Here is a 24,898-nt window from a genome sequence, read left to right as displayed (position 1 = left end):
TAGCCGAGGGACGAGCCCGGGCGGGGGCGGATGCGGGCGCTGGCAGTGCCATGACGGTGGATGTGCTTTGACGACCTGTGGCAGTGCGGCGTCCGCCGCGGCTCGGTCGGCGGCCCCTTCCCCAGCGGCACGGGCGTCGAGGGTGACGGTCAGGTGCAGGCCGGCGGCCGAGCAGTAGACGGTCGCGGCGGCATGTGCTCGGCGATCGCGCGGATCATCGCGTCGCGCGCGGTGCTGGCGGTCCAAGAACCGCAGTTGCCGTTCCAGCTCGCCGGTGTGCATCAGGCGGGCCAGGACCAACTGTGGCAGGTCGCGCCGCGGATCGCCTGCCGAGGGCTGGTCGGAGACGGTGGAGCGTTTGCCGGGCTCGGCATCTGTCACGTTGTCCTCAGCCTGCTTCGCGTGGCGGCGGAAAGTCGACGCCGAAGCCGTCCGGAGGTTTCCTTCGCGTACGAGGGCGGAGAGCGGGTGTGAGTGCCGTCCCTCCTTGCTTGAGAGTTGCGGCCCCGCGACGCGACGGCTGACGGGCCGGTAGTGCGAGAAGCGGATCGTCGAAGGGCGGGCCAAAATGCGGGAAGCGTGTGGGCCGGAAATGGCGTCCTCGCTTTGGCCGGGTCGGCTCGGCCGCATGGTCCGGCGAGGAGCGGGAAACGGGTCAACCGTCACTGTGGCGCCACCCACGGTTGAGAGATCATGCGCGGAACCGGCCACCGGTGCTGGGCAGCGTCTCGCTGGATTGATGAGGGGGCCGAGGGAGATTGACCGAGGAGGGCGTGCCTCGTGTGTTGGTGACCGGCTGGCCGAGTTTCCTGCACGGTGAGGCCACAGCGGGCGATGTCCTGGCGATGGAGGCGGTTGGTGGGGCGCTGACCGGCGCCGGGGTGGAGTGCGAACTCGCCTGGAGCCCCGTCTTGCGCCCGGGCGGAGTCGACCTCGACACGGCCGACCCTGGGCGGTATACCGACGTCGTGTTCGTCTGCGGGCCCGCGCACGGCGAGCAGGTCCGCGGCCTGCACCGCCGTTACGCACGGTGCCGCCGCATCGCCGTCGGCGTGTCGGTGATCGACCCGGACGACCCGGCGGTCACCGGGTTCGACGCCGTTCTGGCCCGGGACGCCCCGGCCGCGGGCCCGCGGCCGGACCTGTCCGCGCTGCTGTCGGCCGGGTCCGTGCCGGTAGTGGGCGTGGTGCTGGCACCGGGGCAGCCCGAGTATGGCGAGCGCGGGCGGCACGGCGCAGTCGAGGATGAACTGATGGGGTGGCTCGCCGTGCGGTCGTGCGCCCGGCTGCCGCTGGACACTCGGCTCGACCCGCGCGACTGGCGGCTGTTCACCACGGCGGCGGAGCTGGAGTCGGTGTTCCGCAGGCTCGACCTGGTGGTGACGACGCGGCTGCACGGGCTCGTTCTCGCGCTGAAGAACGGTGTGCCCGCGCTGGTTGTGGACCCCGTTGGTGGTGGCGCCAAGGTCTCCGCGCAGGCGCGGGTGTGGGGATGGCCGGCCGTCGTGACCGTTCCGCGGAACGGCGGCCCGCCGCTGCTGGACCCGGTGGAATTGGACCGGTGGTGGGCCTGGGCGCTGTCCGCCGAGGGGGCCGGACGCGCGTCCGCGGTGCCGCCGGCCGGGACCATGCTCGGCGAGCTGCTGGACGTCCTCGGCGCACGTTGATGGTCCTACACAACGGGGGAGCCGTCGACCGGCGCGGCGCCTAGACGGAACGGCCGCGCCGAGGAGGGAACCTCATCGCGGTCGTTCCGATGAGGGCGGCCGTCAGGCCGGGCGGGCCACCACCAGTTCCCGGGCGAACCACTCGATCGTGGTGCGCAGTCCCTCCTCGACCCCGATGCGAGGACGCCAGTCCAGGACGTCCTCGGCGAGTGTCGTGTCGGGGCGCCGTACGCGGGGGTCGTCCTTCGGCCGGTCCACGAATCGCAACGCAGACGGTGCCCCGGTCAGCTCGATGATCATCCGGGCCAGGTCCGCCATCGAGACTTCGTAGGGGCTGCCGATGTTGACCGGCCCTGGATGGCCTGCGAGGGCGAGGGCGATGATGCCGCGGACGGTGTCGTCGACGTGGCAGATTGAGCGGGTCTGGGTGCCGTCCCCGGTGACGGTGAGGTCTTCTCCGGTCAGTGCCTGCCGCAGGAACGTCGGGATGGCGCGGCCGTCGTCGGGGCGCATCCGTGGGCCATAGGTGTTGAAGATCCGCACGATCGCGGTGTCCAGGCCCCGGGAGTGCCGGAACGCCGACGTCAGCGCCTCGCCGAAGCGTTTGGCCTCGTCGTACACGCTGCGCGGCCCCACGGGATTGACGTTTCCCCAGTACGACTCGGGCTGCGGATGCACGAGGGGGTCCCCGTACACCTCGGAGGTAGAGGCGAGCACGAACCGGGCGCCCTTGGTCTCAGCGAGGTCGAGCGCATTGCGGGTGCCCTGGCTGCCGACCTCCAGAGTCTGGACCGGCAGCCGCAGGTAGTCGATGGGGGACGCCGCCGAGGCGAGATGGAACACGTACCCGACATCGCCCGGGACGTGCGCCGGCTCGGTGAGGTCGCGCTTGATGAACCGGAAGTCGCCCCGCTCGGCCAGATGTGCGATGTTGCGGGACGACCCGGTCAGAAGGTTGTCCATGCACACCACGGAGATCCCGCGGGCCAGCAGTGCCTCGCACAGGTGCGAGCCGAGGAAGCCCGAGCCTCCCGTCACAACGGCGCGTGGATGTCGCATCATCTCTCCTCAGCAGTGTTGTAGAGCGAGCAACCGGGCGGCGGCGGCCCGGACGACCTCGTCCGCGGTGATCTCCAGCAGCCCCGGGTCCCGTGCGGCGCCGTGCGGGTCGCCGTGCCGCCCGGCCCACAGCACCGTGTGCTCGGGCCGGTCCGGCGGCGGGCCCCACCGATCCGGCGGTGTCGGGCCGAACAGGACGACCGACGGCGTGCGGTACGCCGTCGCCAGGTGCGCCACGCCGGTGTCCCCGCACACCACCAGGCACGTGCCGGCGATCAGCGCCGCGAGCTCTGATGGCGAAGTGTGTCCGGACAGGTCGGCGGCGTCGTCGAGCCCGGCCAGGCCGGCAACGCGGCGGGCGAGGCCCGTCTCGCCGGGGCCGCCGGTGACGACGACCCGCTCTCCGGCGTCTCGCAGAGCGGCCGCGACGGTCGCGAACCGCTCTGCGGGCCAGCGACGGGCCGGGTGGGCGGCGCCGGGATGGACGACGACGGCATCGGGCGCCGGGGAGGCCGTCTCCGGGGGCGGCAGGTCCAGGTCGTCGGGGTCGGCGGGAAATCCGTAAGCCTCGACGAGCCCGCACCAGCGCGTCACCTCGTGCGCGCTCGCGTCCCACTCCGGGCCGCCGATCTCCGGGAAGTCGGGATGGGCGAACGCCAGCAGCCGCCCTGGGCTCGTTGTGGCGAGCAGTCGGTGGCTCTGCGGGCCGCGGCCGTGCAGGTTGACGGCAGTATCCACTGGCTCGGGCGATGGCAGCGGCTCGTCCAACCCGGACGTGTCCAGGACGGCGTCGACCGCGCCCGTAGCACGGGCGAGCGGCGCCAGGACGTCCGGCGCCGCCAGGGTGATCCTGGCGTCGGGGGCGCCACGTCGCAGCGCCCGCAACGCGGGGACGGCGGTCAGAAGGTCGCCCAGACCGAGGGCCCGCAGTACCAGTATCCGCCGCACCGGTTCCCCGACCGCCCGTTGCGGCGTCACGGCCACGAGGGCTCCTTGGATGGCGCGACGACCAGTTCCCGCACCTCGCAGCCCGCGGGCTGGGCGAGCGCGAACGCCACGGTCGCGGCGACGTCCTCGGGCCGGTTCAGCTTGGCGTCGGGGCCCGGCCGGTACTGCGGGGCGCGGCCCTCGAAGAACGCGGTGTCCATGCCGCCGGGGATGACCATGGTGACGCCGACCCGCCCGGACAGTTCCGCCGCCAGCGCGCGGGTGAATCCGACGATCCCGAACTTGGACGCGCAGTACGCGGTGGCGTCGGGGAACGCTCGGAGTCCGAGCGTGGACGCGATCGTCACGACGCGTCCCTTCGGCTCGTTCTCCAGGTAGGGGATCGCGGCGCGGACCACCGCAGCGGTGCCCAGCAGGTTGACCTGCACGACCCGCTCCCAATCCTCGGCGGGCACGTCGTTCAGCTGCCCGCAGGCGTCGATTCCGGCGGCGGTGACGACGCCGTGCAAGCCGCCATGAGCGCGGGCCAGCCCGTGCACGGCCCGCTCGGTGCAGTGCCGGTCGGCCAGGTCCGCCTGCATGCAGGGGAAGTCGTCCTTGGGCGGGTGCAGATCCAGGATCAGCGGCTTGCCGCCGTCGTCGGCGACGCGCCGTGCGACGGCCGCGCCGAGCCCGGACGCACCGCCGGTGATGAGCACGTTCATGAGGCATGTCCCTTCGTGGTCGACAGCAGGCGCGTCGTTGAGCGCCCTTCCAGCAGGGGGAGGAGGACGACTTCGCCGCCGTGCGCCCGGACGGTCCCGGCTTCGGGCAGCGGCGTCCCGGCGTAGTCGGAGCCCTTCACCCACACGTCGGGCCGGAGCCGTTCCAGCAGCGGCGCGGGGGTGTCGTCGTCGAAGACGACAGCGGCGTCCACGTCGCTGAGGGCCTCCAGCACCCGGACGCGGTCGGCGGCCGTCGTCACTGGCCGGGACGGCCCCTTGCGGCGCCGCACCGACGCGTCCGAGTTGACGCACACGATCAGGCAGTCACCGAGCCGCCGCGCGTGTTGCAGCATGTTGACGTGGCCCGCGTGCAGCAGGTCGAAGCAGCCGCCGGTCGCCACCACCGTCCCGCCCGCGCGCCGCGTCCGCTCGATCACGTCCCAGGCGTCCTCGCCGCGCTCGGGCACCAGCCGCGCGGTGCCGGTCTCGGCGAGCCGCGCCGTGACGCCCGCCGCCGCGCCTGCCCGGACGAAATCCGAGGCCCGCCGGACGCCCTCGGTGACGGCGCCGGGGAGCGTGCCGCCGTCCGCGAGTGCCTGGAGGGCTCCGGCGGCGAAGCTGTCGCCCGCGCCGCAGGAGTCGCCGCAGGCGGGTTCGGCGGGCACCAGGAACGGCGCCTGCGACCCGTCGCACAGCAGCGCGCCCTCCGAGCCGAGCGTCACCGCCACGCCGTCGAGTCCCCAGGACCGGCCGAGGTGCCGACCGCGGCGGCCCGCCGCCGGCAGCCCGAACCCGGAGATTTCGGCGCCGTCGGCAGCGGCGAGCCGCGCGGCCTCCTCCTCGTTCGGGGTGAGCAGCTGCACCACCCCCGGCACCGGTGGTTCCCCGCGGGGGTGCGGGTCCCACACCACCGGGACGCTCGGCGGCAGATCGGTGAGCCGCGAGCGGACGGCGCGGTGCCGGGTGACGCCCCGGCCGTAGTCGGAGACCAGCACGGCACCCGCGCCGGAGATCGCCTCGGCGACGCGCGGGCCGAGCGGCCCGTCCAGCGCTTCGCCTTCCCCGGTGTCCAGCCGCGCCACCGACTGCCCGCCGGACCGGATCCGCAGCTTGCACGGGGTGCCGCCGTGCAGGTGGAACGCGGCGACATCCAGGTGCCGTTCCAGCATGGCGCGCAGCCGGCGGCCCGGTTCGTCGTCGGCGAGGGCGGTCACCAGGACCACGTCGTGGCCCTCGGCGGCCGCGAGCAGCGCCGCCATCCCGGCGCCGCCCGGACGGGGACGCTCCTCGGCCCGCTCGACGACGGGGACCGGGGCGTCCGCGCACAGGCGGCTGCTGCTGCCGACGATGTCCACGTCCAGCAGGACGTCCCCGATCACCACCAGCGGTCCAGTCATGAGCCCTCCATCCTGGGGCCGGCAAGAGCCGCGCTCATGCCGCGCCCAGCGTCTCGTCCACCACCCCGCACAGCAGGTGGATAGCCGCGAGGTGGATCTCTTGGACGGTCGAGGTCGTCGCGGCGTCGGCGGTGACCGCGTCGTGGCACGCGTCGGTGAGCGGATTGGGTCCCGGCCCCGTCACCGCCCAGGCCGACATGCCGAGCCGCCGCGCGAGCCGCGCCGCCGCGATCACGTTCGGGCTGCGCCCACTGGTGGACAAGCAGATCAGCACGTCGCCACGTCGCCCGTGGGCCTGCACCTGCCGGGAGAACACCTGGACCGGCCCGTAGTCGTTGCCGATGGCGGTGACCGCGGACGTGTCGCCGTGCAGCGGAATCGCCGACAGCGGCCGCCGGTCGCCCTCGAACCGTCCGGTCAGCTCGGCCGTCAGGTGCTGCGCCTCCGCCGCGCTGCCGCCGTTTCCGCAGGTCAGCAGCCGTCCGCCGGAGTCGAGCACGCGGGCCAGACGACGGCCCCACACGGTGATCGTCGGTACGTGCTCGCGGAACGCGAGCGCCGCCTCGGCCAGCGCCTCCAACCTTGCGTCCTGCGCGGTCTTCGTCTGCGTCGTGGTCATGGCTGCTCCTAATGGGCGACAAACACCCGATCGGTGAGGACCAAGCCGGTTGGGCCTACCGCTGGGCTGGAGGGACGGGAAGTGTGCGGAGTCAAGCGGGCACCTCACAGAGTTCGGCGGCCCGCCGGTAGACGGCGGCGGTTTCGGCGGCGATTCGCGCCCACGAGTAGCGGACGCGGGCCCGGTCGGCGCTCGCGATGCCCATCGTGGCGCGGCGCATCGGGTCATCGAGGAGCTCCCGGATCGCCTTGGCGGCGGCGTCCGGGTCGCGTGGCGGGACCAGCAGCCCGGTGTCGCCGTGCACGACGGTGTCCAGATGCCCGCCCACGGCGGCCGCGACGATCGGGACGCCGCACGCCATCGCCTCCAGCGGCACCATCCCGAAAGGCTCGTACCAGGGCAGCGTCAGTACGAGGCTCGCCGACCGCAGCAGCGGCGCGACGTCTGTCCGGGCCACCCGGCCGACGAAGTCGACCCGGTCGGCCACGCCCGCATCGGCGGCGACTCTTCGCAGCCGGCGGATCTCCGGGTCGGCGTCCAGTTCGTCGCGGGGCGGGCCCCCGGCGATGGCCAGCTCGGCTTCCGGGAGGAGTGCTAGCGACCGGATCGCGGTGTCGACCCCCTTGCGTTCGACGAGCCGGGACAGTACGACGAGACGGTGCCGCGAGTCCGCGCCGGCCGCGCCGTCAGGGCCGCCGGGTCCGAACAGCCCAAGGTCCACCCCGCACGGCACCACCGAGACGCGCTCGCCCGAGACGCCCATCGCGGTCAGCTCGCCGACCTCGTCCGAGCACGTCGCGATGATCGCGTCGACGCGGCGGCCGATCGCCCGCTCCAGCCGGACGCGCCCCGCCGGGCTCGTGTCCGTGGCGCCCTGGTGGCGGCGCTTCACGGTGCCCAACGCATGATAGGTCTGCACCACCGGGACAAGCCGCCGCTCCGCTCGGTCGCCGGCCGCGGTGTCCACTGCCCGGAGCGCGGCGAGACCGCTCATCCAAAAGTGCGCGTGCGCGACGTCCGGCGGCTCGGTTCGCCACCGGTCCCGCAGGTACCGGCCGAAGTCGCCCATCCACGGCAGCAGGTCGTCTTTGGGGACGTTCTCGGGCGGCCCCGCGGGGACGTGCTCGACCGTCACATGGGGCGCGAGCCGGACCCGGCGCGGTAGCGCGGGCGCGTCCCGCCGGGTGTAGACGGTGACGCAGTGCCCCTGCCGGCCCAGTTCGGCGGCCAACTCCGCGACGAACACGTTCTGCCCGCCGCCGTCGGCCCCGCCGAGGCCGCCCTTGGCCGCCAGCGGGCTGGCGTGCTCGGAGATCATGGCTATCCTCATCGCGTCACCTCCGTGAGTGTTCGCTGCCAGTCGCGCAGGAACCGCGTGAGCCCGTACCGTTCCACGGCGAAGGTCCGCGCCTCCTTGCCCATCTGGCGGGCGCGTGGCGCGTCGGCGGCGAGGGCCGCGGCCGCGGCGGCCAGCGCGCCGACGCGGGTCGACAGCACCCCCGCCTCCGGCGGCACCGCCTCGACCGCCTCGGTCGTGGCGAGCGCCACCACGGGGAGGCCGAGCATCATCGACTCGATCAGCGCGAGGCCGAGCGAAGTCCACCGGTAGGGGTGGACGTAGACGCGGCGGCGCGCGAGTTCCGCGTGCATCCGCGCCTGCGGGAGGTCCTCGAAGGTCCACAGCGACTCCGGGGGGATGCCGAGCTTTCCGGGCGCGTCCACGACGTTCATCCCGAACAGGTCCAGAGGGACGGCGGCGGCCAGTTCGGGGAGCAGGTCGGCGCCGGTGACGCGCCCCCGGCGCAGCGGATCGTTGATCACCACGGCCGCGCGGGGCATCTCGGCGGTGTACCGGTGACCGGGGTCCACGACGCCGTGCTCGATGACCGTGGTGGGGGCGCGCCCGCAGTTCCAGAACAGGTGGTTGAAGTGGGTGACGTGCACGACCGGGATGTCCGAGCGGTCGTGCAGGAAGTGCCGGCTGTCGGGGACGACCTCCTCGCGGCGGCTCGCGTCGGCCGGCGTGCGGCGGGGGGTGTCGTGTTCGACGTAGACGGCCGGGACGTCGGTCCCCGGCCGCCGCCCGAGCCACTCCTCGGCCAGCCGCAGCTCGTGCGGACGTTGCAGGACGACGACGTCCACGTCCTCGTCGCACAGTCGGTCGTACGGAACCTCCAGGGCGCGGTCCGGCCAGGTGAAGGTGTCCGGGCGGCCACGCCCGTCCGGGCCTCGGCCTGGGACGACCGGAACGATCGTGGTCTGCGGGCCGTGGACGAACGACGTCGCCCACGAGCCGTGCACGTGCCACAGCAGAACCCTCATCGCGCGGGCACCTCCTCCTGCTCCTCCACCTGCACGTCGGCCACGATCTCCACGGCCGCGGCGACCTCGTCGGCGGTGACGTTCGTCAGGCACGGATGCCCCCCGACCGGACACTCGCGGGCGCGGGTGTCCCTGCACGGGGCCTGCTGGTCGCCCAGCAGCGCCATCGGCACTCCGAACGGCGCCCACCGCGCCGCCGAGACCGTCGGCGCGAACAGCGACACCACGGGCGTGCCGACGGCAGCCGCCAGATGCGCGGGCCCGGTGTTGCCCGCCACCACCGCCCGCGCGTCGGCCAGCACCGCCGCGAGCTCCGGCAGCGACGTCCGTCCGCCCAGGTCCAAGCCGTACTCACCGGCGACGTGCGCGGTCAGTTCCTTCTCGTCGCCGTGCCCGGTGACGACGACCCGGTGGCCCGCCGCGTCCAGCAGCCGGACCGCCTCGGCGCAGCGCTCCGGCGGCCACGCCCGCGCCGGCACCGACGTCCCGGGGTGGACGACCACGTAGCCCGGGCCGTCCGTCAGGTGCGCGGTGTCCGGCAGTGGCCGGCGGACCCGCAGCCGCGTGTCGGCGGGAGCCGGGAATCCGGCGTCCTCGGCCAGCGCGAGCATCCGCAGCGGCTCAGGGACGTCGCCGTCGGACCGGTGCCGCAGGTCCAGCAGCGCTCCGGGATAGTCCTCGCTGATCCCTCCGATCCACGGGACGCCCGCCAGCCGCATCAGCAGCGCCAGCGGAAGCGGCGACTGGTGGAACGAGGTCAGGATCAGCGCGCGGTCGAACCCCCGCACCATCCCGACGAGCCGGTCGACGTCGTCGCGGTGGACCGGGTCGGGCTCCGGGTCGATCCAGGGCGCGCACCACTCGAGTACTCGGTCGACGCCGGGCAGCAGGTCGGCGGCGGCACGTCCGCGCGGCCCGCACAGCAGCACCACCTCGTCGGCGCGCTCGGCAACGGCCCGCACGGCAGGCCCGGCGAGCAGCACGTCGCCGATGTTGTCCTGGCGTGCGACGAGGACCCTCATCGGCGCGGCCCCCCGCCAGTCCGACCGCCCAGTACGAGCTCGACGGCGGCGCGCAGTGTCGGCGCCGTCTCCGTCGCTCCGGCGATTTCCCCGGGCAGCGTCCGCGCGGTCGGCACCAGGATGCCGCGGACACCCGCCGCCGCGGCCGCCTCGACGTCCCGCCCGATGTCGCCGATCACCGCGATCTCCGCCGGCAACGCCCCGAGCCGCCGCGCGGCCCGCTCGATCATCCCCGGCGCCGGCTTGCGGCAGCCGCACCCCTCTCCGCCGTCGTGCGGGCAGAACTCCCACACGTCGATGCGTCCGAGCAACTCCTCGACCCGCGCGTTGACTCGGCGAACGTCGCCCTCGGCGATGCGGCCCTTCGCCACGCCCGACTGGTTCGACACGACTCCGATCCGCACGCCGTGGCGGCGCAGCCGGTCCAGCGCCTGCCGCGCCCCCGGCACCGGCTCGACCCGCGCCGGGTCGCCGTTGTAGGGGACGTCCCGGATCAGCGTGTCGTCACGGTCGAACAACACCACCCGGCGACCGGCCCACGGGTGCGCCCGCCCGTGCAGGACGAGCCCGCGAACCCGATGCCGCACCGCGATGGGCGGGATCAAGGCACTGGTCACGGCCATCCGCGCGATCTCCCCGGCCGTTCGCGGCCCCGGACGGATCCGCTCCGCCGCGAACCGGACCGTCAGCCCCGCCCAGGCCGCCCCGCCCGCCACGGCGGCGAACGCGGCGAGGCCGCCCGACGTGGGCGCAGTCCGCATGAGGACGGTCCTGTGCGAGGTCGGCCCGCGCGGAGTGAGGCCGTGCCGGGACACGAATCCGCGTGAGGTTCGAGCCGTCCGGGTGAGAGTGGATTCGCGTGAGGCGGCCAGGCCGCGCGCAGTGGTCGAACCACGGCGGAGGAGCCGATCACGCAGGATGGCCGGACCCGACGGGACTGCGCGGCGGCGGAGGGCGGCAGGGGCCGCGGCCAGGGCCAGCAGGGCGGACGCCGTGATGAGGACGTGCTCGCGGAGGCGGCCCCGGCCCTCGCCGGCGCGGGTACGCCAGGACGGGCCGTGCAGGCGCCGCATCAGGACGTCGTCGGCGTTGCCCGCCTGCGCCCGGACGGACGCCCAGAAACCGGCGGGCCGGACCGGGTGCGTGATCTCGCGGTCGCCCCGGACGAGGACGCTGCCGGTGTCCAGGACCCGCAGGGCCAGATCGGCGTCCTCCCTGTACGCGCGATGGAACCGCTCGTCGAAGCCGCCGGCCTCGGTCAGGGCGCTGCGCCGGTAGGCCATGTCGGCGGTGATCCACTCGGCGGTCTCCAGGCCGGTCGTGTTCCGTTCCCAATCGGTTGGGCGGCGGCCCTCCGGGCGCGGCACGAGGACGCGGCCCTGGGAGCCGGCGACCTCGGGCAGCAGGCCTGCGAGGTCGGCGGCCAGCCGCTCTGGCCAGCAGGGGCCGGGAACGACGTCGTCGTCCAGGAACGCGATCCACTCGGTGGCGGCGGCGCGCCAGCCGGTGTTGCGGGCGGCGGCCGGCCCGCGCCCGCCCGAGCGCAGCACGCGCAGGGCATGCCCGCCCGCCTCCGGGAGCGGGAGCGGCGCGCCGGGGACCGGACGATCGTCCACGACGATGATCTCGTACGGTGCGGGCGCGATCCCGTCGAGGTCGGCGAGGAGCGCGCTCAGCGTGATGCACAGGCTCGTCCGCCCGACAGTGGGAATCACGACGGTGTAGTCCATCAGGCGTGCACCTCCCGGCGCCGCACCACGAACGGGCCGATGGCCAGCAGGTCCACCGGGGCGGATCCGAAGCACTCGAGGGCGTCCCGTGGGTCGTCGACCATCGGACGTCCGGCGGTGTTCAGGCTCGTGTTGATCACGAGGGGTATCCCGGTGCGGCGGTCGAACTCCCGCACCATCCGGGCGACGAGGGGTTCGTCGCCGTCCGCGACCGTCTGGATCCGGGCGGTGCCGTCGACGTGCACGACCGCTGGGATCCGCTGGCGCCACTCCGGGCGCACGCGGTGCACGAACAGCATGTACGGGCTGGGGAGCGGGCCCTCGAAGATCTCCGGCGCCCGGTCGAGGGACACCATCGGCGCGATCGGACGGAACTGCTCGCGGCCCTTCACGTCATTGAGCCGCTCGACGTTCGCGGCGTGTCCCGGGTGCGCCAGGAGGGAGCGGTGCCCAAGCGCGCGCGGGCCGAACTCGGAGCGGCCCTGGAACCACGCGACGACCCGGTCGTGCGCGAGGGCCTCGGCGACCGTCGCGGCCAGGTCCGCGGGACGCTCGTAGGGGATCTTCGCGATGTCGAGGTGGTCCGCGATCTCGTCGTCGTCCCACTCGCGGCCGAGGTCCGCGCCCGGCATCGCCTCGATCTCGTCACCGGACGAGCGCGCCACGTGCAAGGCCGCGCCGAGTGCCGTGCCCGCGTCGCCTGCGGCGGGCTGCACCCAGACGTCGTCGTAGGGCCCGGTCTCGGCGAGGCGGGAATTGGCGACGCAGTTGAGCGCGACACCGCCGGCGAGCATGAGGCGGCCGGACCCGGTGCGGCCACGCAGCCAGACCGCGAGGTCGAGCAGCACCTCTTCGAGCCGCGCCTGGACGCTCGCGGCGAGGTCGGCGTGGTCGCGGGTCCATTCGCCGTCGGGTGTCCGGGCCTTCGCCAGCGCCCCCCAGTCGAACGGCGCGACCGCGAAACCGCCGTCGCCGGTGGCGCCGACGTGCTCGCGCAGTTCGTTCAGGAACCGCGGCTCACCGTAGGAGGCGAGGGCCATCACCTTGTACTCGTCGCTTGAGGGCAGGAAGCCCAGGTGTTCGGTCAGGTCCTCGTACATCAGCCCGAGCGAGTGCGGCAGCCGCTGCGCATGCAGGGTGGTGAGGACACCGTTCGCGTAGGTCCCGGCCAGGTGCGAGTGGGATTCGCCGCGGCCGTCCAGGACGAGCACGTCGCCTACGCCGGGGCGGGGGGCGGCGAGCGCCGCCGACGCCGCGTGCGCCACATGGTGCGGGACGAACCGGACGATCCCCGGGTCGAGCCCGGGCAGCGCGGTGGACAGGAAGTTCGGGGCCCGCCGTGCGTAAAGCGTGCGCAGCCGCTCCCAGTTCACGTCGTGCCCATCGAGCCCCGGTTCGACCAGGTGCGGGTCGTAGGAGTAGGCGACGGCGTCCAGCTCGCCGGGCTCTAGCCCGGCCCGGTCCAGGCACGATCGGGCCGCCTTCTCCGGCAGTTCCCATCCGGAGAACGGCACTGGGCGTTTTCCGTGTTTGCGGCGGCTGAGCCGCTCTTCCTCGGTCGCCGCCACGACGCGGCCGTCCGACACCAGCGCGGCGGCCGGGTCGTGGAAGATCGCGTTGATTCCGAGCACACGCATGACAGAGCCCCGTTCGGCGCACGGTCGGTGGGATAGCCGATGCCTGCGTCATAGACATCGGTCAAGGGGCGAAAATCCCCTTTAGGTAATTTCGGACATAGCCGAGAACTGGGACGCTAAACGCGGGCGAGGCAAAAGAGGTCTTCTGAGGAATTGGCTCGTCAGGGACGATCCCGCCTTCCCAGGGGGCGAGTACCCGCGAGCTCGATGGCCTATCTGCCCCGAGCGGGCGCCGTCGCTGCGGCTCGTCGCCGACCGGCCGCGGTAGAGGACATGGCACGGCGAGGCCCGGGTAGGGCGGACGCATGCGCTACACCGTCGTCGTCATCACCCGGAACCGGCGGGCCTCGCTGCTGGCCGTTCTCGGCCGCCTGCGGGCCCTGCCGGAAGGTGCACCCGTCATTGTCGTCGACAACGCCTCCCGCGACGGTACCCCGGACGCGGTCGCGGCCAGGTTCCCGGAGGTGCGGCTGATTCGATCTCGCGAGAATCTCGGTGCTGTCGCGCGCAACCTGGCGGTGGACCACGTCCGTACCCCGTACGTGGTGTTCTGCGACGACGACACCTGGTGGGAACCGGTCGCCCCGGGCCGCGCGGCGGCGCTGCTGGACGCGCACCCGCGGCTGGCCGTGGTCACTGGGCGGATCCTGGTGGAGCCCGGCGGGCGTGAGGACCCGATCGTCGCCGAACTGCGGGACTCACCTGTCCCCGGCCCCGGCTGGCTGCCCGGCCCCGCGCTCGGCTCGTTTCTGGCAGGCGCGTCCATGATCCGCGCTGTGGCGTTCCGCGCGGCCGGCGGGTTCTCGCCCCGCTTGTGGCTGGGCGGCGAGGAGGAGTTACTCAGCGCCGACCTGATGACCCTCGGCTGGTACCTGTGCTATACCGAGGACGTCGTCGTGCACCATGAGCCGTCGCCGCTCCGGGAGGTGCACGTGCGGCGGCGCCACGGCATCCGCAACACGCTGTGGTTTACCTGGCTGCGCCGCCCGCTGCCGGCCGCCGCGCGCCGCACCGCCGGGCTGCTGCGCACGCTGCCCCGCGATCGCGTCACCGCCGCCGCCCTCGCCGAGGCCGTGGCGGGGCTTGGCTGGGTCGTGCGGGAGCGCCGCTCGCTGCCCCGCGACGTCGAAGATCGCCTGCGCACCCTGGAGACCTCCCAGCGGACGTCCATGGCCCGCCGCTACGTGAGCTGATCGGCTCCGGGGAGGAACAGCCAGATGACCGACACCCCCTCTGGATCCGGAAATCACTCCGGATCCGGCACCCGCTCCGAGACCGGCACCGCCCGCTCGGAACGCGTGCGGAGACCCGAGACGTCCGGCGTCACGATCGTCGTCGCGACCCGCGACCGCGCCCCAGAGCTGCGCCGCAGCCTGGTCCGGCACGCCGCCCCGGTGATCGTCGTCGACAACGCGTCCGCCGACGGCACCGCCGCCGTCGCCGCGGCCGCCGACACCCGTGTGTTGCGGCTGCCGGGCAACTTCGGCGCCGCCGCACGCAACGTCGGCGCGATCGAGGCCGGAACCCGCTACGTCGCGTTCGCCGACGACGACTCCTGGTGGGCGCCCGGTGCCCTCGCACGGGCTGTCGAGATCCTCGACGCGCACCCCCGCATGGCGCTCCTCGCCGCCCGCGTGCTGGTCGGCGAGGAGGAACGGCTCGAGCCGGTGTCGGACCAGATGGCCGCCGCGCCCCTCGGCCGTCCGGACGGCCACCCGGGGCCGGCGATCCTTGGCTTCCTGGCCTGCTCGGTCATCGTGCGACGGGACGCATTCTTCGACGTCGGCGGCTTCTCGAATGTCCTGCACTTCGCCGGCGAGGAGGAACTGCTCGCCCTGGATGTGGCCGCCGCGGGTTGGGGCATGGCCTACGTGCCCGAGCTCGTCGTGCACCACCACCCGTCGCGGACGGGCCGCGACCCGGTCGGGCGCCGCCGCCGGGAGATCCGCAACCGGCTCCTCACGATGTGGCTGCGGCGCCCGCTGCCGGTGCTGGCCCGCGCCGTCGCGTCCGCGCTGCGCACCCCGGACGGCCGCGCCGGGCTCGCTGCTGCCGCCCGGGTCCTGCCTCGCGTGCTGCGCGACCGCCGACCCGTTCCGCCCGCGGTCGAGGCCGACCGCGCCCGCCTCGAGGGCTATTGACTCCCGGCGGCCGCGCAGTGCCGGCCTCGCCGGGGCACCTGGATGGCTGCGAAGATCGGTTCAGTCGGTGGACAGGGCTTGGAGCAAGTCACCGACCTGAGGCTCGGGCAACGATCGCGCGACATCGGCCTGCGCGACGATCCCGACGAGACGGCGCCCGTCGATCACCGGGAGACGGCGGACCTTGTGGTCGGTCATGGTCTCCATGATCTCTTGGGCGTTATCGTCGGCGCCGATCGTCACGGCCTCTCCCTGAGCCAGTTCCCCGGCCCTGGTCGCCTCGGCATCCTTACCGACGCCCAGCACCTTCACCACGATGTCGCGGTCGGTGATCATCCCCTTGAGGCGGTCGTCGTTCCCGCAGATCGGCAGTGCGCCCACGTCCAGCTCGGTCATCTTCTTCGCCGCCTCGAGCACAGTGGCGTCCTCACCGATGCAGTCGGCGCCCGGCGTCATGATCTCTCGTGCAGTGGCCATGCTCGTCCTCTCCCAAAGTTGAAGTACCGCAGCCGCTACCCCCAGGAGTGCCTTCCATGCGCGTCCGGAAGGCACCGACACCGCACGTGAGGTACCGCGTCGCCGGACAGCAGATGGGGTCGGCTTGGAAGTCGGACTGCATCTCAACCTCAACGCCTCCGATCCAGTCCGAGCTGCTCGCTGCTGAGCATCCACAGGCCGGCCCTGTATGCCGGCAGCCGCGCCCGCCGCCCCAAGGCCTGGGGTTCCGCTAGGCCCAGCACGTCATCGCTCTGCGCGTCCCCAACGAGAACGACGCGCTCGCTGTCCAGGCCGTCGGCGGGCGCAGGGCAGACCCGAACGACCAGTCGGGACCGTCCTCGAACGCGGCCAGTACTCTAGTGACCGCCGGTACCAACCATTTGCGGCTTTGGGGACGGCACCGATGCTGACCGCGAGAACGGACGCCACAGCTCGTCTTGTTCTAAAGACGGGCGCAGACTGGGTGCTGCGGCTGGCTCGTTGATCACTCCCTGTAGGTGTCAGGAGCGACGAGCTCGTAACAATCAGCCGCGCGGTGGGACGGGTTTGGTGCCCCAATTTGCGTTTCGTCCACAGGACGTCTCCGTCAACATCCATCGCTCGTGAGATGTGTCTCGCGCTGCGTGTCGAGCCGCCCGCCGATTCGCTTCCCCTGTCAGCGGATCACCTGGCGGTTGATGTGGGACTGTGAGAGGAGAGCGGTGATCTTGTCGATCTTGTCGTCCCGCACCGTGAGCCTGACCAGTCGCCGAGCGAGGGTGACGTGACACCGGAGTGATCATCCTCGCCGAAAGGGCTACCACGGAGCTGAGCGTCGCCTTAGCCTTCGGCGAGCAGGCCGCCGCGCAGTTTGTCGAGAGTGGCGCGGAGCAGCCGCGAGACGTGCATCTGGGACAGGCCGATCTGCTCGGCGATCTGCGTCTGCGTCTTGTTGCCGAAGAACCGCAACAGCAGGATCGTCCGCTCCCGCTCGGGAAGGTCGTCGATCAGCGGGGCGAGGGCGTGGCCGTCGATGAAGGCGTCCAGCGCGGGGTCGTCCGATCCGAGGTACTCGCCGACGGTGCCGTTGTCGCCGCTCTGCGAGCCGTCGGCGGGAGCCTCCAGGGACAGCGGGCGGTAGGCGTCGCAGGCGACGATGACCTCGACGGTCTCCTCCTCGGTGATGTCCATGAGCTTCGAGATCTCCCCCGTGGTGGGGGAGCGGCCCTTCTCGCGGGTGAACTCCTGCGTGGTGCGCTGGAGCACCGGGCGCAGTTCCTGGATGCGGCGCGACACGCGGATGCCCCAGGTCTTGTCGCGGAAGTGCCGCTTCACCTCCCCGGTCACCACCGGGTAGGCGTAGGTGACGAACCGGTCGCCGATCCCGGGGTCGAACCGGTTGATGGCCTTGACCAGCCCCAGGTAGGCCACCTGCTGGAGGTCGTCGATGGGTTCGCCGCGGTTGGCGTACCGGCGCGCGACACCGCGGACCAGCGGGGCGTGCATGTCGACGATGCGCGCCCGCAGCCGTTCCCGCCGGGGATCGTCCTGCCCGAGCCCGTTCATCTCCGCCAGCAGGATCTCGGTCTGCCCATCGTCGAGCCGAGTGGAGGATTGCGCCGTCGTCATGCGGGTCGTCTCCTTTGCGGACGAGACCGGCGGGAGGAGGGGAACGATCGCTCGGTGGCGTCCCTACCCGGACATAAAGCGATCACACGGGCGATCTCCGTGCGTGGCCCGGAATCGACGTGGCGCGACGGGGAACAGCCCTTCCATGTCGCTGGATGTGATCACGACACTTGATCAGCTGGCCGAGCTGCTGGAAGGCCGCCCGTGCCTGTTCGTGCGCTGGTCGGCCGATCCGGAGGCCGACCAGTCCCGCCCGCACAGCGCGGACGGCCTGACCGGCGCCGAATTGCCGGGCCTGTCCGCCAATCCGCTCGCCGTGGAGGCGTGGTGGGGCACCCGGTCGCTGGTCCTGTGGGTGGCGCGGCGTCTGCACGATTACTCGCACCTGGAGAGGGCCCGCGCCCAAGGTGCGCGGCCCTGGGTACTTGAGGGCGAGGAGGTGGGCCGTGGGCCCGACAACGAGCCCATCGTGGCCCGTCCCGCCGCCGTCGCTCTGATCGACAAGCAGGTCCTCGACCAGGCCGAGAGGCTGCTGAAGCAAGACGCGAACGCCGAGTGGGGGCCGCTTGGCCGCGAAGGAGGTTGACCAGCGGGACCATCAGGTCGTCGGCCTCAAGAGCGAGGGTTTCGCCGACGCATATAGTCAGGCCGACACCGCCGTGTCCGAACCCGAGACGGTGCCCGGAACGGCAGCAGCCCTGCGCCTACCAGCGAGGCGTCCGCGAAGCGCCGTCCGCCAGCGCCGGTGAATCGGTTCTCGGCGCCGGCGGACGTGGTCGCCCCGCCGAAGGTGATCAGGCGACGGGGCGGCGTTCCCTCAGGGTCCATTGGCTTCCGCTGCATCCTCGTGGAAGCGGTGGAAGTGGATGGTCCGCCACGTCGGTGCTCCAGCGGTGGGAATTGGGACAGTCGCATTCGTAGAAGCCACTTTCCGGTGCACGTTCTCCGGGCTTGAAGCTGTCTCCGATATCAGTCATGCCAGCGCCTCTACCCGCGGCTTCCTCGCCGTAACAAACTCGCCCGGCCGACCGCAGCCGCCGCCGGTTAAGCCCGCCGCCGGTGAGCCGGCCAACCTAACTGCATAGATACGTTGCGCGTCAGCGTCTTGGTGATCGCCTGGCTGACTCCGCCTGGGCCCGTCGTATTCCCGGTCGGGTATCGCCTGAAGCGCTTGCAAGGTGCCCTCTTCGGCGCCGTGCCGCTGCGCGTACTTGACGAGGTCGTCCTTGGACACCGGATAGCCCATCCCCGGCCAGGGACTTCTGCACTTCGATGAACGACGGGTTGTCCGCCATGGCCTCCTCCCCCGAGTAGTGCTTGCGTCCTTGGTGTCGTAACCTCTAGGTCGCCGAACGAATCCGTGTCTTCAGGAGGCGAGTGGGACTCGTTCGCTCGGGTACCAGGCGCCCTGTCAGTCGATCACCGCAAGCCAACGCCCGCCAGGCCACGGGGCGGTACGCGGTGTTCTCCTGGCTCGAGCGCAGACACCAGAGGGAGAGGTCCCATGGGCGACGAGAAGCGCGATGTGGTCGAGGTTCTCAAGCACGATCACCGCGAAGTCGAGGACATGTTCGACGAACTGGCGGCCACGACGGACGCGGACGAGCGGCGGCGAATCATCGATGACGTCACCATCGAACTGGTCCGGCACTCGATCGCCGAGGAAGCCTACCTGTACCCCGCAGTCCGCAAAGTCGTGCCGGACGGCGAACAGATCGCCGACAGGGAGATCTCCGAGCACGCCGAAGTGGAGCGGATTCTCAAGGAACTCGAAAAGGTCGACGCCGCACACCAAAGCTTCAATACGCTGGTCAACCGGCTCATCGAGGATGTATCCGCCCACGTCGAGGATGAGGAGGGCAACCTGTTCCCCAAGCTCGCCGAGCACGCCGACGCCGACCAACTGCTGGAACTGGGTGACAAAGTCCAGTCCGCCAAGCGTGTGGCGCCCACCCGCCCGCACCCCTCGGCGCCCAACAAGCCGCCGCTGAACAAGTTGCTGGCCCCCGGTGCCGGACTTGTCGACCGGGTCCGCGACCGCGTGAGCGGCCGTGGCAGCGACTGACTCCCTGCCATGGCTTCCAGTTCGTGCAGACCCGCCCTGACGCGGAACCGACGTGGCGCCTCCTTCGGGGGTGCGGCGTCCGTACGCACATGCCTGTGCCCGAACCTTCAGGCGTAAGCCTGCCAAGCGCTCCCAGCTCGGTACTGCCGGAAGGGAGCTGGGCGTAAGAGCAGGGGCGGCGGGTATCGCTGAGGGACCTGACCAGGGCCTACCGAGTTGCGGAACCGAGTATGGCCGTTGAGTATCAGGATCTGCTGGAGTCGGTCTCGGAGAAGACCCGGACTCAGGGGTTGCGCGAGCGGCGGCGGAGGCGACCGTGACCGCACTGGCCCGCACGCTTGGCGAACCCGACCGGGACCGCCTCATGGACGCGATACCAGGTCAACTCAAGGGACGTCCTCCAGTCGAAGAGCAGATGCGCAAGGACGACGAGGCGGATTTCGTCCGCGCCGTCTCGCTGCTGGCGCATCGGCCACCTGACGAGGCACGACTTCGGGCGCGGGCGGTCCTCGCCGCGCTGGCCGAACAGGAACCCGACCTGATCGCGGAGCTGGACGTGCCCGAACAGCTCCGCGAGATGTTCGCTCCTCCCGGGGCGGGCGGCGGTGTCACCGGCTCCGCCGGACAGGAGGCGCCGCTTACCCCCGAGGAGGTGGACGCCGCACTGGGTCCCCTCCCGGACTGGTCGGGCGATACCGGCGAGCTCCGGCGTACCCTCGTACTCCCATCCGGCAACCTCGACCGGGTGCTGCGCAGAATCGACCCGCTCCGCGAGGAGATGGGCCGCGGACCCGAAGTGCGCCGCAGCGCCGACGGCATCCAACTGGCCATGCGCACGGTGTCAGCGGATGCCGTCACGGCTCTGGATGTCGAACTCGCCTCCCGGCTGGACGACGCCATCGACGAAGCGGGCGCCCAAATGGGTTCCTGAGCCGGCGGCGTGGGACCGGACACGAGGTGGCGTCGCCGGCGTGACGCATGATCTGGAGAACGCCACGACGGGCCGGACGAACTGAGCTCCCCTGAGCTCCTGGCCAGCGGGACGCTGTTCGCGCACGGCAGCGCAAGCCACCCGGCCGGCATCCTCCAGATCATCGTGGGCCCGCCCGCATGCCTCGAGCGTGACGATGGGGTCAGTACGGAGTACCCGAACCTGCCCTCGATAGCAGCAAGTCGGAGACAGACGAAGCCGATGACCCGCCGCACCTGTCGGACGCACGACCGGACGGTTTCGCAGGCCTGCTGCCAGGCGCTTCGGCGGAGTGAGCGGGCGGGCCGTGCCTGGCGCGTTTCATCCCGATACGCCGCACACGTGAATATTCATGGCATGTGGGTATCGGCTCCTCCAAAGCACATGGCTCGTCGCACGAGGAGTAGGAAATGCCGAAGACCACCGGCAAGGGCAAGGCCAAGAAGGAAGAGTTGCCTGACACCATCAAGCGCTCGGACGCCAAGGCGCAACGTACTTACGCCAAGGCTCACGACTCGGCCGTTAAGGAGTACGGGGAAGGGCAGCGGGCGCACCGCGTCGCCTACGCCGCCCTCAAGCACACCCACGAGAGGGTCGGCGACCATTGGGAGCCGAAGTCCGGTGGCGCGAAGGGGCCGTCCGACAAACAGGCCGAAGGAGGTCGTGAAACCTCGCGCAAGACTGCGGCCGGCGTGGACGCCAACGCCTCGAAGAAGCACCTGTACGATGTCGCCAAGCGGCTGGGCATCTCGGGTCGATCCACCATGAAGAAGGGGGAACTCGTCAAGGCCATCGAGAAGGCCAATAGCCGCAAGACCGCCAATTCCAGGTCGTAAGGAAAGTAACAGCCAACAGCCTTTCGTTGAAGTCTAGACATTCACTGAGGTGATCTCAGCGAATCACCGGGCGTAGCCGTGTTCGAAATGGGTGAGGACGAGTGCGGCTTTGGCGATGTCGGCGATTCTGCTGGGGCTGGCGGTGATGTGCTGCAGGATGCGCCAGCGTTGGGTGAGCAGGGCGAAGCCGCGTTCGGCCAGGCATCGCAGGCCGCTCAGCAGCGCGTTGTAGGTGCGGGCGTCGGCGTCCAGGACCTGGCCGCCGGAGGGGTGCTTGGCCAGGGTGAACACCCCGATGCCCGCGCCCTCGTACCCCAGGTCGGCCAGGGTGGGCAGGTCATCGGCCGCCGCGGCGTACAGCGCGCCCAGCACGTGGGTGCGGGCGGCGGTCAGGTCGTGCACCGAGCCCGGCTCGACGTCGGAAACCCATAGGGGAAGCCCGCAGGGCGCCGACATCGCCTGTATATTGCCGCCGTGGTGGTGCGCCTTTCCCGAATACCAGGCGTCGATCATCTCGCCTTTGACGCTTTGGGTCTGCTGACGGCAGCGGTCGGACCCGATGATGGTGCCGTCCAGTTGCACATGCGGCAATCCGTCGTCTTTGGCCCGCTGCAGCGCGGTGTGCAGGTCGGGGGCCTGGGCGGCGAGCACCTCGATCGCCTCGCCGATGTAGCGGTAGGCCGTCGCCCGCGATATCCGGTGGTCACGGCCGAGGGCGGCGGGGTCGGTGCGGTCCCGGAACCACCGCAGCACCAGCACCGCCTCCCAGAAGCAGGTCAGCGCCCTGCTGCCCTTGGGCGTGCGCCGGTACCGGCGTTCGGCGGCAAGCAGCCCGGACACATGCAGAACCAGTTCCCGCGAGACATCGAGCGTGGCACGATAGCTGATCACGTGGAGCCTTCCGGTAGCGGACGAGATCTTGTGGTGAGACCTCTTCTACCGGGGGCTCCACGCCCTTTCCGGGCGCCGCCTGATCGTCCGCGTGTCCGCCCTCGAAGGCTCGTTCGTGACAGGGAAAGCATTCTTGTCCGGATCAATTTCGCTGAGATCACCTCACTGCTGCAACGCATTTCCCGGTGACGGAAGTCCGGGCCGCGAACAATGCAGACCAACGGTGTCAGCATAAATGTCAGCGACACCTTTGGCGCCTGCTCAAATGTCGCGTAGAGCCCTTATCTATCGAGGGCCCTGATTGGTGACATGGTCTCACCCCCAGGGCCTCGTCGACCACGCCGCATAGAAGGTGGACCGCAGCGAGTTGGATCTCCTGGACGGTGGCGGAGGGCTGCACAGGTGATCGCGTCGTCGCACGCGCTGGCGTGGGCGTTGGGCCCCGGTCCGGGGACGGCCCACGCGGCGATGCCGAGCTGGCGGGCGCGGTGCGTCGCGGCGACCACGATCGGGTTGCGGCCACTGACCGACAGGCGCATCAGCACGTTGCCGGGCCTTCGTGCGCTTGCACCTGCTGCGCGAGCACGTTGACCGGGCCGAAGTCGTTGTCGATCGTGGTCAGTCCGTGCTCGCGCTGGACGCGGCAGGGGCCCCACTATTCGCGGATGCTGTCGGCAGGAAGATCCTTCCGCTCGGGAGGCGCGGCGTAGGAAGGAAGACCTCGCTTCTGCGCGGGTCCGAGACCAGGTCGCCGGTCGGCTTCTCCGCTGGTCAGCCGAGCCTCATTCCATACAGTAGTGATTTCCGCATGGCCTCAGGGGGAAGCGCCGCTGTTGCCAGATCACCGGGCCTCGGGGATCGCTCACTGCGAAGGTGATCCGGCATCCCCGAACCTCCCTCCCTTGAGGAGACGCGACCACGACCAGTCAGTCGTGTTTGCGGCCGGGAAGGTTCTCGTACATCTCCGTGAGCTTCTGCCGGAAGCCGCGCTCGGCGATGCCGACCTTCTGCGGGTCCCGGACGCCGGCCTTGAGGGTCTTCTTGGCCTGTTCCTTCATGATGTGCGGCGGGATCGGCGCGATCTCGTTGTCCACCACGAATTCCAGCACGACAGGCCGATCGCTGGCGAGGGCGTCCTGCCAGGCCTTGGTGACCTTCTTGGGGTCGTCGCAGTAAATGCCCTTCAGGCCGCACAGTTCGGCGTACTTCGCGTACGGGAAGTCCGGGATGGACTGCGATCCCTCGTATTTCGGGTCACCGCCCATCGCCCGCTGCTCCCAAGTGACCTGGTTGAGGTCCTGGTTGTTGAAGACACAGAAGACCAGCGGCGGCGAGCCGCCCATCCGGTCGGCGTACCGCTTCACCGTGAGCATCTCGTTCATGCCGTTCATCTGGAACGCGCCGTCCCCGACGAAGGCGATGACCGGACGGTCCGGGAAGGCGAACCGCGCGGCGATCGCGTACGGGACGCCCGGCCCCATCGTCGCGAGCGTCCCCGACAGCGACGCCTTCATGCCCTCGCGGATCTTGAGGTGCCGGGCCCACCAGTTGGTTCCCGAACCGGAGTCGGCGGTGAGGATGCACTCATCGGGAAGCAGCGGCGACAGTTCATGGGCCACCGCCTGCGGGTTGATCTTCCCGTCGAACGTCTGCCCGGCTCGCTTCTCCAGCACCGTGTCCCAGGTGCGGACGTTCTCCTCGATCTGCTCGCGCCAGGACCGGTCCTGTTTGCGGCGCAGCAGCGGGATCAGCTGCTGGAGGGTCTCCTTGGCGTCGCCGACGACGTGCGCGTCCATCGGGTACCGGATGCCGATCATGCGGCCGTCGATGTCGATCTCGACCCCGCGGCAGCTGCCCTCGTCCGGCAGCCATTCCGCGTAGGGGAAGCTGCTGCCGATCATGAAGAGGGTGTCACAGTTCATGATCATCTCGTCGCTGGCCTTCGAGCCGAGCAGCCCGACGGGGCCGGTGACGAACGGCAGGTCGTCGGGCAGGACCTCGCGGCCGAGCAGCGCCTTGGCGACCCCGGCGCCGAGCAGTTCTGCGGCCTCGACGACCTCCTCGCCGGCTTGGGCCGCGCCCTGCCCGATGAGCATTGCGACCTTCTCGCCCTGGTTGAGGATGTCGGCGGCTTTGCGCAGCTCTTCCTGGTTGGGCAGGACCCGGGGTTGGCTCCAGCCGACGCTGGAGTACACCGAGCCGTGCTCCTTCGGCGGCGACGGCATCGCCTCCGTCTCCTGGACGTCCTCGGGAATGATGATCGTCGCGACGCTCCGGGTGGTCAGCGCCGTCTTGAACGCCCGGTCGATCACATGCCGCATCTGCCCGGGGTGCATGACGATCTGGCAGTACTCGGAAACGTCGGAGAACAGGTCCTCGAGGTTCACTTCCTGCTGGTAGTGGGTGCCCTGCGCGAGTCGCTTCTGCTGCCCGACGATCGCGACGACCGGCTGGTGGTCCAGCTTCGCGTCGTACAGGCCGTTCAGCAGGTGGATCGCACCGGGCCCGGACGTGGCCGCGCAGACGCCGACCTCGCCGGTGAACTTCGCGTGGGCGCAGGCCATGAACGCCGCCATCTCCTCGTGGCGCGTCTGGATGAACTCCGGACGCCCCTTGGCGCGGTCGAAGGCACCCAGCATGCCGTTGATGCCGTCACCCGGATATCCGTAGACGCGCTTGATGCCCCACTCCGTGAGGCGCTGGAGGACGTAGTCGGCTACTTGCTGGGCCATGATCTTCAACTCTCCCGGTGGTCGTCGACTACTCGGTGCCCGTGTCAAACCC

General features: G+C 71.3%; 23 protein-coding genes and 1 pseudogene. 9 read left to right on the top strand and 15 right to left on the bottom strand.

The window, feature by feature from the left end; translation table 11 throughout:
* Positions 1 to 60 precede the first annotated feature (60 nt).
* On the top strand, positions 61 to 474 hold the full coding sequence (locus ACGFK0_RS36730; RefSeq protein ID WP_392913179.1) for a hypothetical protein: 414 nt from the start codon (positions 61 to 63) through the stop codon (positions 472 to 474).
* Between the two features lie 299 nt (positions 475 to 773).
* Positions 774 to 1,667: a polysaccharide pyruvyl transferase family protein gene (locus ACGFK0_RS36725; RefSeq protein WP_392913177.1), complete on the top strand. Its 894-nt coding sequence runs from the start codon at positions 774 to 776 to the stop codon at positions 1,665 to 1,667.
* 102 nt (positions 1,668 to 1,769) lie between these two features.
* Here ACGFK0_RS36725 and ACGFK0_RS36720 read toward each other — a convergent pair whose 3' ends face one another.
* The 10 genes from ACGFK0_RS36720 to ACGFK0_RS36675 all read right to left on the bottom strand — a co-directional run bounded on the left by ACGFK0_RS36720 (position 1,770) and on the right by ACGFK0_RS36675 (position 13,105).
* A complete protein-coding gene (locus tag ACGFK0_RS36720; RefSeq protein WP_392913214.1) occupies positions 1,770 to 2,726 on the bottom strand; it encodes an NAD-dependent epimerase/dehydratase family protein in 957 nt (318 codons plus the stop codon).
* A gap of 9 nt (positions 2,727 to 2,735) precedes the next feature.
* Entirely contained in the window at positions 2,736 to 3,704 is a 969-nt protein-coding gene (locus tag ACGFK0_RS36715; protein WP_392913175.1) for a glycosyltransferase family 9 protein, read from the bottom strand.
* Positions 3,701 to 4,378 carry an SDR family oxidoreductase gene (locus ACGFK0_RS36710; RefSeq protein ID WP_392913173.1) on the bottom strand — a complete coding sequence of 226 codons (678 nt, stop codon included), beginning with the start codon at positions 4,376 to 4,378 and terminating at the stop codon, positions 3,701 to 3,703. The genes ACGFK0_RS36715 and ACGFK0_RS36710 overlap by 4 nt, the downstream gene beginning before the upstream one ends.
* The gene (locus ACGFK0_RS36705) at positions 4,375 to 5,775 is read right to left on the bottom strand and encodes a PfkB family carbohydrate kinase (protein WP_392913171.1); all 1,401 of its coding nucleotides are present in this window, start codon (positions 5,773 to 5,775) and stop codon (positions 4,375 to 4,377) included. The genes ACGFK0_RS36710 and ACGFK0_RS36705 overlap by 4 nt, the downstream gene beginning before the upstream one ends.
* A 34-nt stretch (positions 5,776 to 5,809) precedes the next feature.
* A complete protein-coding gene (locus ACGFK0_RS36700) occupies positions 5,810 to 6,394 on the bottom strand; it encodes an SIS domain-containing protein (RefSeq protein ID WP_392913169.1) in 585 nt (194 codons plus the stop codon).
* Between the two features lie 91 nt (positions 6,395 to 6,485).
* Positions 6,486 to 7,724, bottom strand: a complete 1,239-nt coding sequence (locus ACGFK0_RS36695) for a glycosyltransferase (protein WP_392913167.1) — start codon at positions 7,722 to 7,724, stop codon at positions 6,486 to 6,488.
* Positions 7,721 to 8,716 carry a glycosyltransferase gene (locus ACGFK0_RS36690; protein WP_392913165.1) on the bottom strand — a complete coding sequence of 332 codons (996 nt, stop codon included), beginning with the start codon at positions 8,714 to 8,716 and terminating at the stop codon, positions 7,721 to 7,723. Before ACGFK0_RS36690 ends, ACGFK0_RS36695 begins: the two co-directional genes overlap by 4 nt.
* The gene (locus ACGFK0_RS36685) at positions 8,713 to 9,738 is read right to left on the bottom strand and encodes a glycosyltransferase family 9 protein (protein WP_392913163.1); all 1,026 of its coding nucleotides are present in this window, start codon (positions 9,736 to 9,738) and stop codon (positions 8,713 to 8,715) included. The genes ACGFK0_RS36690 and ACGFK0_RS36685 overlap by 4 nt, the downstream gene beginning before the upstream one ends.
* Positions 9,735 to 11,468, bottom strand: coding sequence for an HAD-IIIA family hydrolase (locus ACGFK0_RS36680; protein ID WP_392913161.1), 1,734 nt, complete (start codon positions 11,466 to 11,468; stop codon positions 9,735 to 9,737). The genes ACGFK0_RS36685 and ACGFK0_RS36680 overlap by 4 nt, the downstream gene beginning before the upstream one ends.
* Positions 11,468 to 13,105, bottom strand: coding sequence for a carbamoyltransferase (locus tag ACGFK0_RS36675; RefSeq protein ID WP_392913159.1), 1,638 nt, complete (start codon positions 13,103 to 13,105; stop codon positions 11,468 to 11,470). Before ACGFK0_RS36675 ends, ACGFK0_RS36680 begins: the two co-directional genes overlap by 1 nt.
* Positions 13,106 to 13,410: 305 nt before the next feature.
* On the opposite strand from ACGFK0_RS36675, the gene ACGFK0_RS36670 reads away from it, so the two are divergent.
* A complete protein-coding gene (locus ACGFK0_RS36670) occupies positions 13,411 to 14,298 on the top strand; it encodes a glycosyltransferase family 2 protein (protein ID WP_392913157.1) in 888 nt (295 codons plus the stop codon).
* A 24-nt stretch (positions 14,299 to 14,322) separates the two neighbouring features.
* Complete coding sequence (locus ACGFK0_RS36665; RefSeq protein ID WP_392913155.1) at positions 14,323 to 15,246, top strand: glycosyltransferase family 2 protein; 924 nt, start codon at positions 14,323 to 14,325, stop codon at positions 15,244 to 15,246.
* A 60-nt stretch (positions 15,247 to 15,306) separates the two neighbouring features.
* On the opposite strand, the gene ACGFK0_RS36660 is transcribed toward ACGFK0_RS36665, so the two are convergent.
* A complete protein-coding gene (locus tag ACGFK0_RS36660; protein WP_392913153.1) occupies positions 15,307 to 15,702 on the bottom strand; it encodes a CBS domain-containing protein in 396 nt (131 codons plus the stop codon).
* Between the two features lie 861 nt (positions 15,703 to 16,563).
* A complete protein-coding gene (locus ACGFK0_RS36655) occupies positions 16,564 to 17,352 on the bottom strand; it encodes a SigB/SigF/SigG family RNA polymerase sigma factor (protein ID WP_392913151.1) in 789 nt (262 codons plus the stop codon).
* Between the two features lie 145 nt (positions 17,353 to 17,497).
* Here ACGFK0_RS36655 and ACGFK0_RS36650 point away from each other — a divergent pair, with 145 nt between their 5' ends.
* Positions 17,498 to 17,938 (top strand): DUF6098 family protein, encoded by a 441-nt coding sequence (locus ACGFK0_RS36650; protein WP_392913149.1) that lies wholly within the window; start codon positions 17,498 to 17,500, stop codon positions 17,936 to 17,938.
* Positions 17,939 to 18,325: 387 nt separating this feature from the next.
* Here the strand turns inward: ACGFK0_RS36650 and ACGFK0_RS36645 are convergent, their stop codons facing one another.
* Positions 18,326 to 18,598, bottom strand: a complete 273-nt coding sequence (locus ACGFK0_RS36645) for a DUF2795 domain-containing protein (protein ID WP_392913147.1) — start codon at positions 18,596 to 18,598, stop codon at positions 18,326 to 18,328.
* Positions 18,599 to 18,856: 258 nt separating this feature from the next.
* On the opposite strand from ACGFK0_RS36645, the gene ACGFK0_RS36640 reads away from it, so the two are divergent.
* The 4 genes and pseudogenes from ACGFK0_RS36640 to ACGFK0_RS36625 all read left to right on the top strand — a co-directional run bounded on the left by ACGFK0_RS36640 (position 18,857) and on the right by ACGFK0_RS36625 (position 21,223).
* Positions 18,857 to 19,417 (top strand): hemerythrin domain-containing protein, encoded by a 561-nt coding sequence (locus ACGFK0_RS36640; RefSeq protein ID WP_392913146.1) that lies wholly within the window; start codon positions 18,857 to 18,859, stop codon positions 19,415 to 19,417.
* A 289-nt stretch (positions 19,418 to 19,706) separates the two neighbouring features.
* A pseudogene (locus ACGFK0_RS36635) lies at positions 19,707 to 19,961 on the top strand (DUF2267 domain-containing protein); the annotation flags it as partial.
* Between the two features lie 33 nt (positions 19,962 to 19,994).
* A complete protein-coding gene (locus ACGFK0_RS36630; RefSeq protein ID WP_392913212.1) occupies positions 19,995 to 20,348 on the top strand; it encodes a 4a-hydroxytetrahydrobiopterin dehydratase in 354 nt (117 codons plus the stop codon).
* A 449-nt stretch (positions 20,349 to 20,797) separates the two neighbouring features.
* Entirely contained in the window at positions 20,798 to 21,223 is a 426-nt protein-coding gene (locus ACGFK0_RS36625) for a ChaB family protein (protein ID WP_392913145.1), read from the top strand.
* A gap of 63 nt (positions 21,224 to 21,286) precedes the next feature.
* Here the strand turns inward: ACGFK0_RS36625 and ACGFK0_RS36620 are convergent, their stop codons facing one another.
* The gene (locus ACGFK0_RS36620) at positions 21,287 to 22,114 is read right to left on the bottom strand and encodes a transposase family protein (RefSeq protein ID WP_392913144.1); all 828 of its coding nucleotides are present in this window, start codon (positions 22,112 to 22,114) and stop codon (positions 21,287 to 21,289) included.
* Between the two features lie 926 nt (positions 22,115 to 23,040).
* Complete coding sequence (locus ACGFK0_RS36615; RefSeq protein ID WP_392913143.1) at positions 23,041 to 24,846, bottom strand: thiamine pyrophosphate-requiring protein; 1,806 nt, start codon at positions 24,844 to 24,846, stop codon at positions 23,041 to 23,043.
* Positions 24,847 to 24,898 lie beyond the last annotated feature (52 nt).

The organism is Spirillospora sp. NPDC048823 (assembly GCF_043198445.1).
Taxonomy (GTDB): domain Bacteria; phylum Actinomycetota; class Actinomycetes; order Streptosporangiales; family Streptosporangiaceae; genus Spirillospora.
The sequence above is the reverse complement of the archived record's forward strand: the minus strand, read 5'-3'. Positions and strand labels throughout refer to the sequence as shown.

Excerpts from the sequence above, each read along its gene's own strand:
- ACGFK0_RS36730 (WP_392913179.1), top strand. The coding sequence starts at position 61 with ATGTGCTTTGACGACCTGTGGCAGTGCGGCGTCCGCCGCGGCTCGGTC.
- ACGFK0_RS36720 (WP_392913214.1), bottom strand. The coding sequence starts at position 2,726 with ATGCGACATCCACGCGCCGTTGTGACGGGAGGCTCGGGCTTCCTCGGC.
- ACGFK0_RS36710 (WP_392913173.1), bottom strand. The coding sequence starts at position 4,378 with ATGAACGTGCTCATCACCGGCGGTGCGTCCGGGCTCGGCGCGGCCGTC.
- ACGFK0_RS36705 (WP_392913171.1), bottom strand. The coding sequence starts at position 5,775 with ATGACTGGACCGCTGGTGGTGATCGGGGACGTCCTGCTGGACGTGGAC.
- ACGFK0_RS36700 (WP_392913169.1), bottom strand. The coding sequence starts at position 6,394 with ATGACCACGACGCAGACGAAGACCGCGCAGGACGCAAGGTTGGAGGCG.
- ACGFK0_RS36695 (WP_392913167.1), bottom strand. The coding sequence starts at position 7,724 with ATGAGGATAGCCATGATCTCCGAGCACGCCAGCCCGCTGGCGGCCAAG.
- ACGFK0_RS36690 (WP_392913165.1), bottom strand. The coding sequence starts at position 8,716 with ATGAGGGTTCTGCTGTGGCACGTGCACGGCTCGTGGGCGACGTCGTTC.
- ACGFK0_RS36685 (WP_392913163.1), bottom strand. The coding sequence starts at position 9,738 with ATGAGGGTCCTCGTCGCACGCCAGGACAACATCGGCGACGTGCTGCTC.
- ACGFK0_RS36680 (WP_392913161.1), bottom strand. The coding sequence starts at position 11,468 with ATGGACTACACCGTCGTGATTCCCACTGTCGGGCGGACGAGCCTGTGC.
- ACGFK0_RS36675 (WP_392913159.1), bottom strand. The coding sequence starts at position 13,105 with ATGCGTGTGCTCGGAATCAACGCGATCTTCCACGACCCGGCCGCCGCG.
- ACGFK0_RS36670 (WP_392913157.1), top strand. The coding sequence starts at position 13,411 with ATGCGCTACACCGTCGTCGTCATCACCCGGAACCGGCGGGCCTCGCTG.
- ACGFK0_RS36665 (WP_392913155.1), top strand. The coding sequence starts at position 14,323 with ATGACCGACACCCCCTCTGGATCCGGAAATCACTCCGGATCCGGCACC.
- ACGFK0_RS36660 (WP_392913153.1), bottom strand. The coding sequence starts at position 15,702 with ATGACGCCGGGCGCCGACTGCATCGGTGAGGACGCCACTGTGCTCGAG.
- ACGFK0_RS36655 (WP_392913151.1), bottom strand. The coding sequence starts at position 17,352 with ATGACGACGGCGCAATCCTCCACTCGGCTCGACGATGGGCAGACCGAG.
- ACGFK0_RS36650 (WP_392913149.1), top strand. The coding sequence starts at position 17,498 with ATGTCGCTGGATGTGATCACGACACTTGATCAGCTGGCCGAGCTGCTG.
- ACGFK0_RS36645 (WP_392913147.1), bottom strand. The coding sequence starts at position 18,598 with ATGGGCTATCCGGTGTCCAAGGACGACCTCGTCAAGTACGCGCAGCGG.
- ACGFK0_RS36640 (WP_392913146.1), top strand. The coding sequence starts at position 18,857 with ATGGGCGACGAGAAGCGCGATGTGGTCGAGGTTCTCAAGCACGATCAC.
- ACGFK0_RS36630 (WP_392913212.1), top strand. The coding sequence starts at position 19,995 with ATGTTCGCTCCTCCCGGGGCGGGCGGCGGTGTCACCGGCTCCGCCGGA.
- ACGFK0_RS36625 (WP_392913145.1), top strand. The coding sequence starts at position 20,798 with ATGCCGAAGACCACCGGCAAGGGCAAGGCCAAGAAGGAAGAGTTGCCT.
- ACGFK0_RS36615 (WP_392913143.1), bottom strand. The coding sequence starts at position 24,846 with ATGGCCCAGCAAGTAGCCGACTACGTCCTCCAGCGCCTCACGGAGTGG.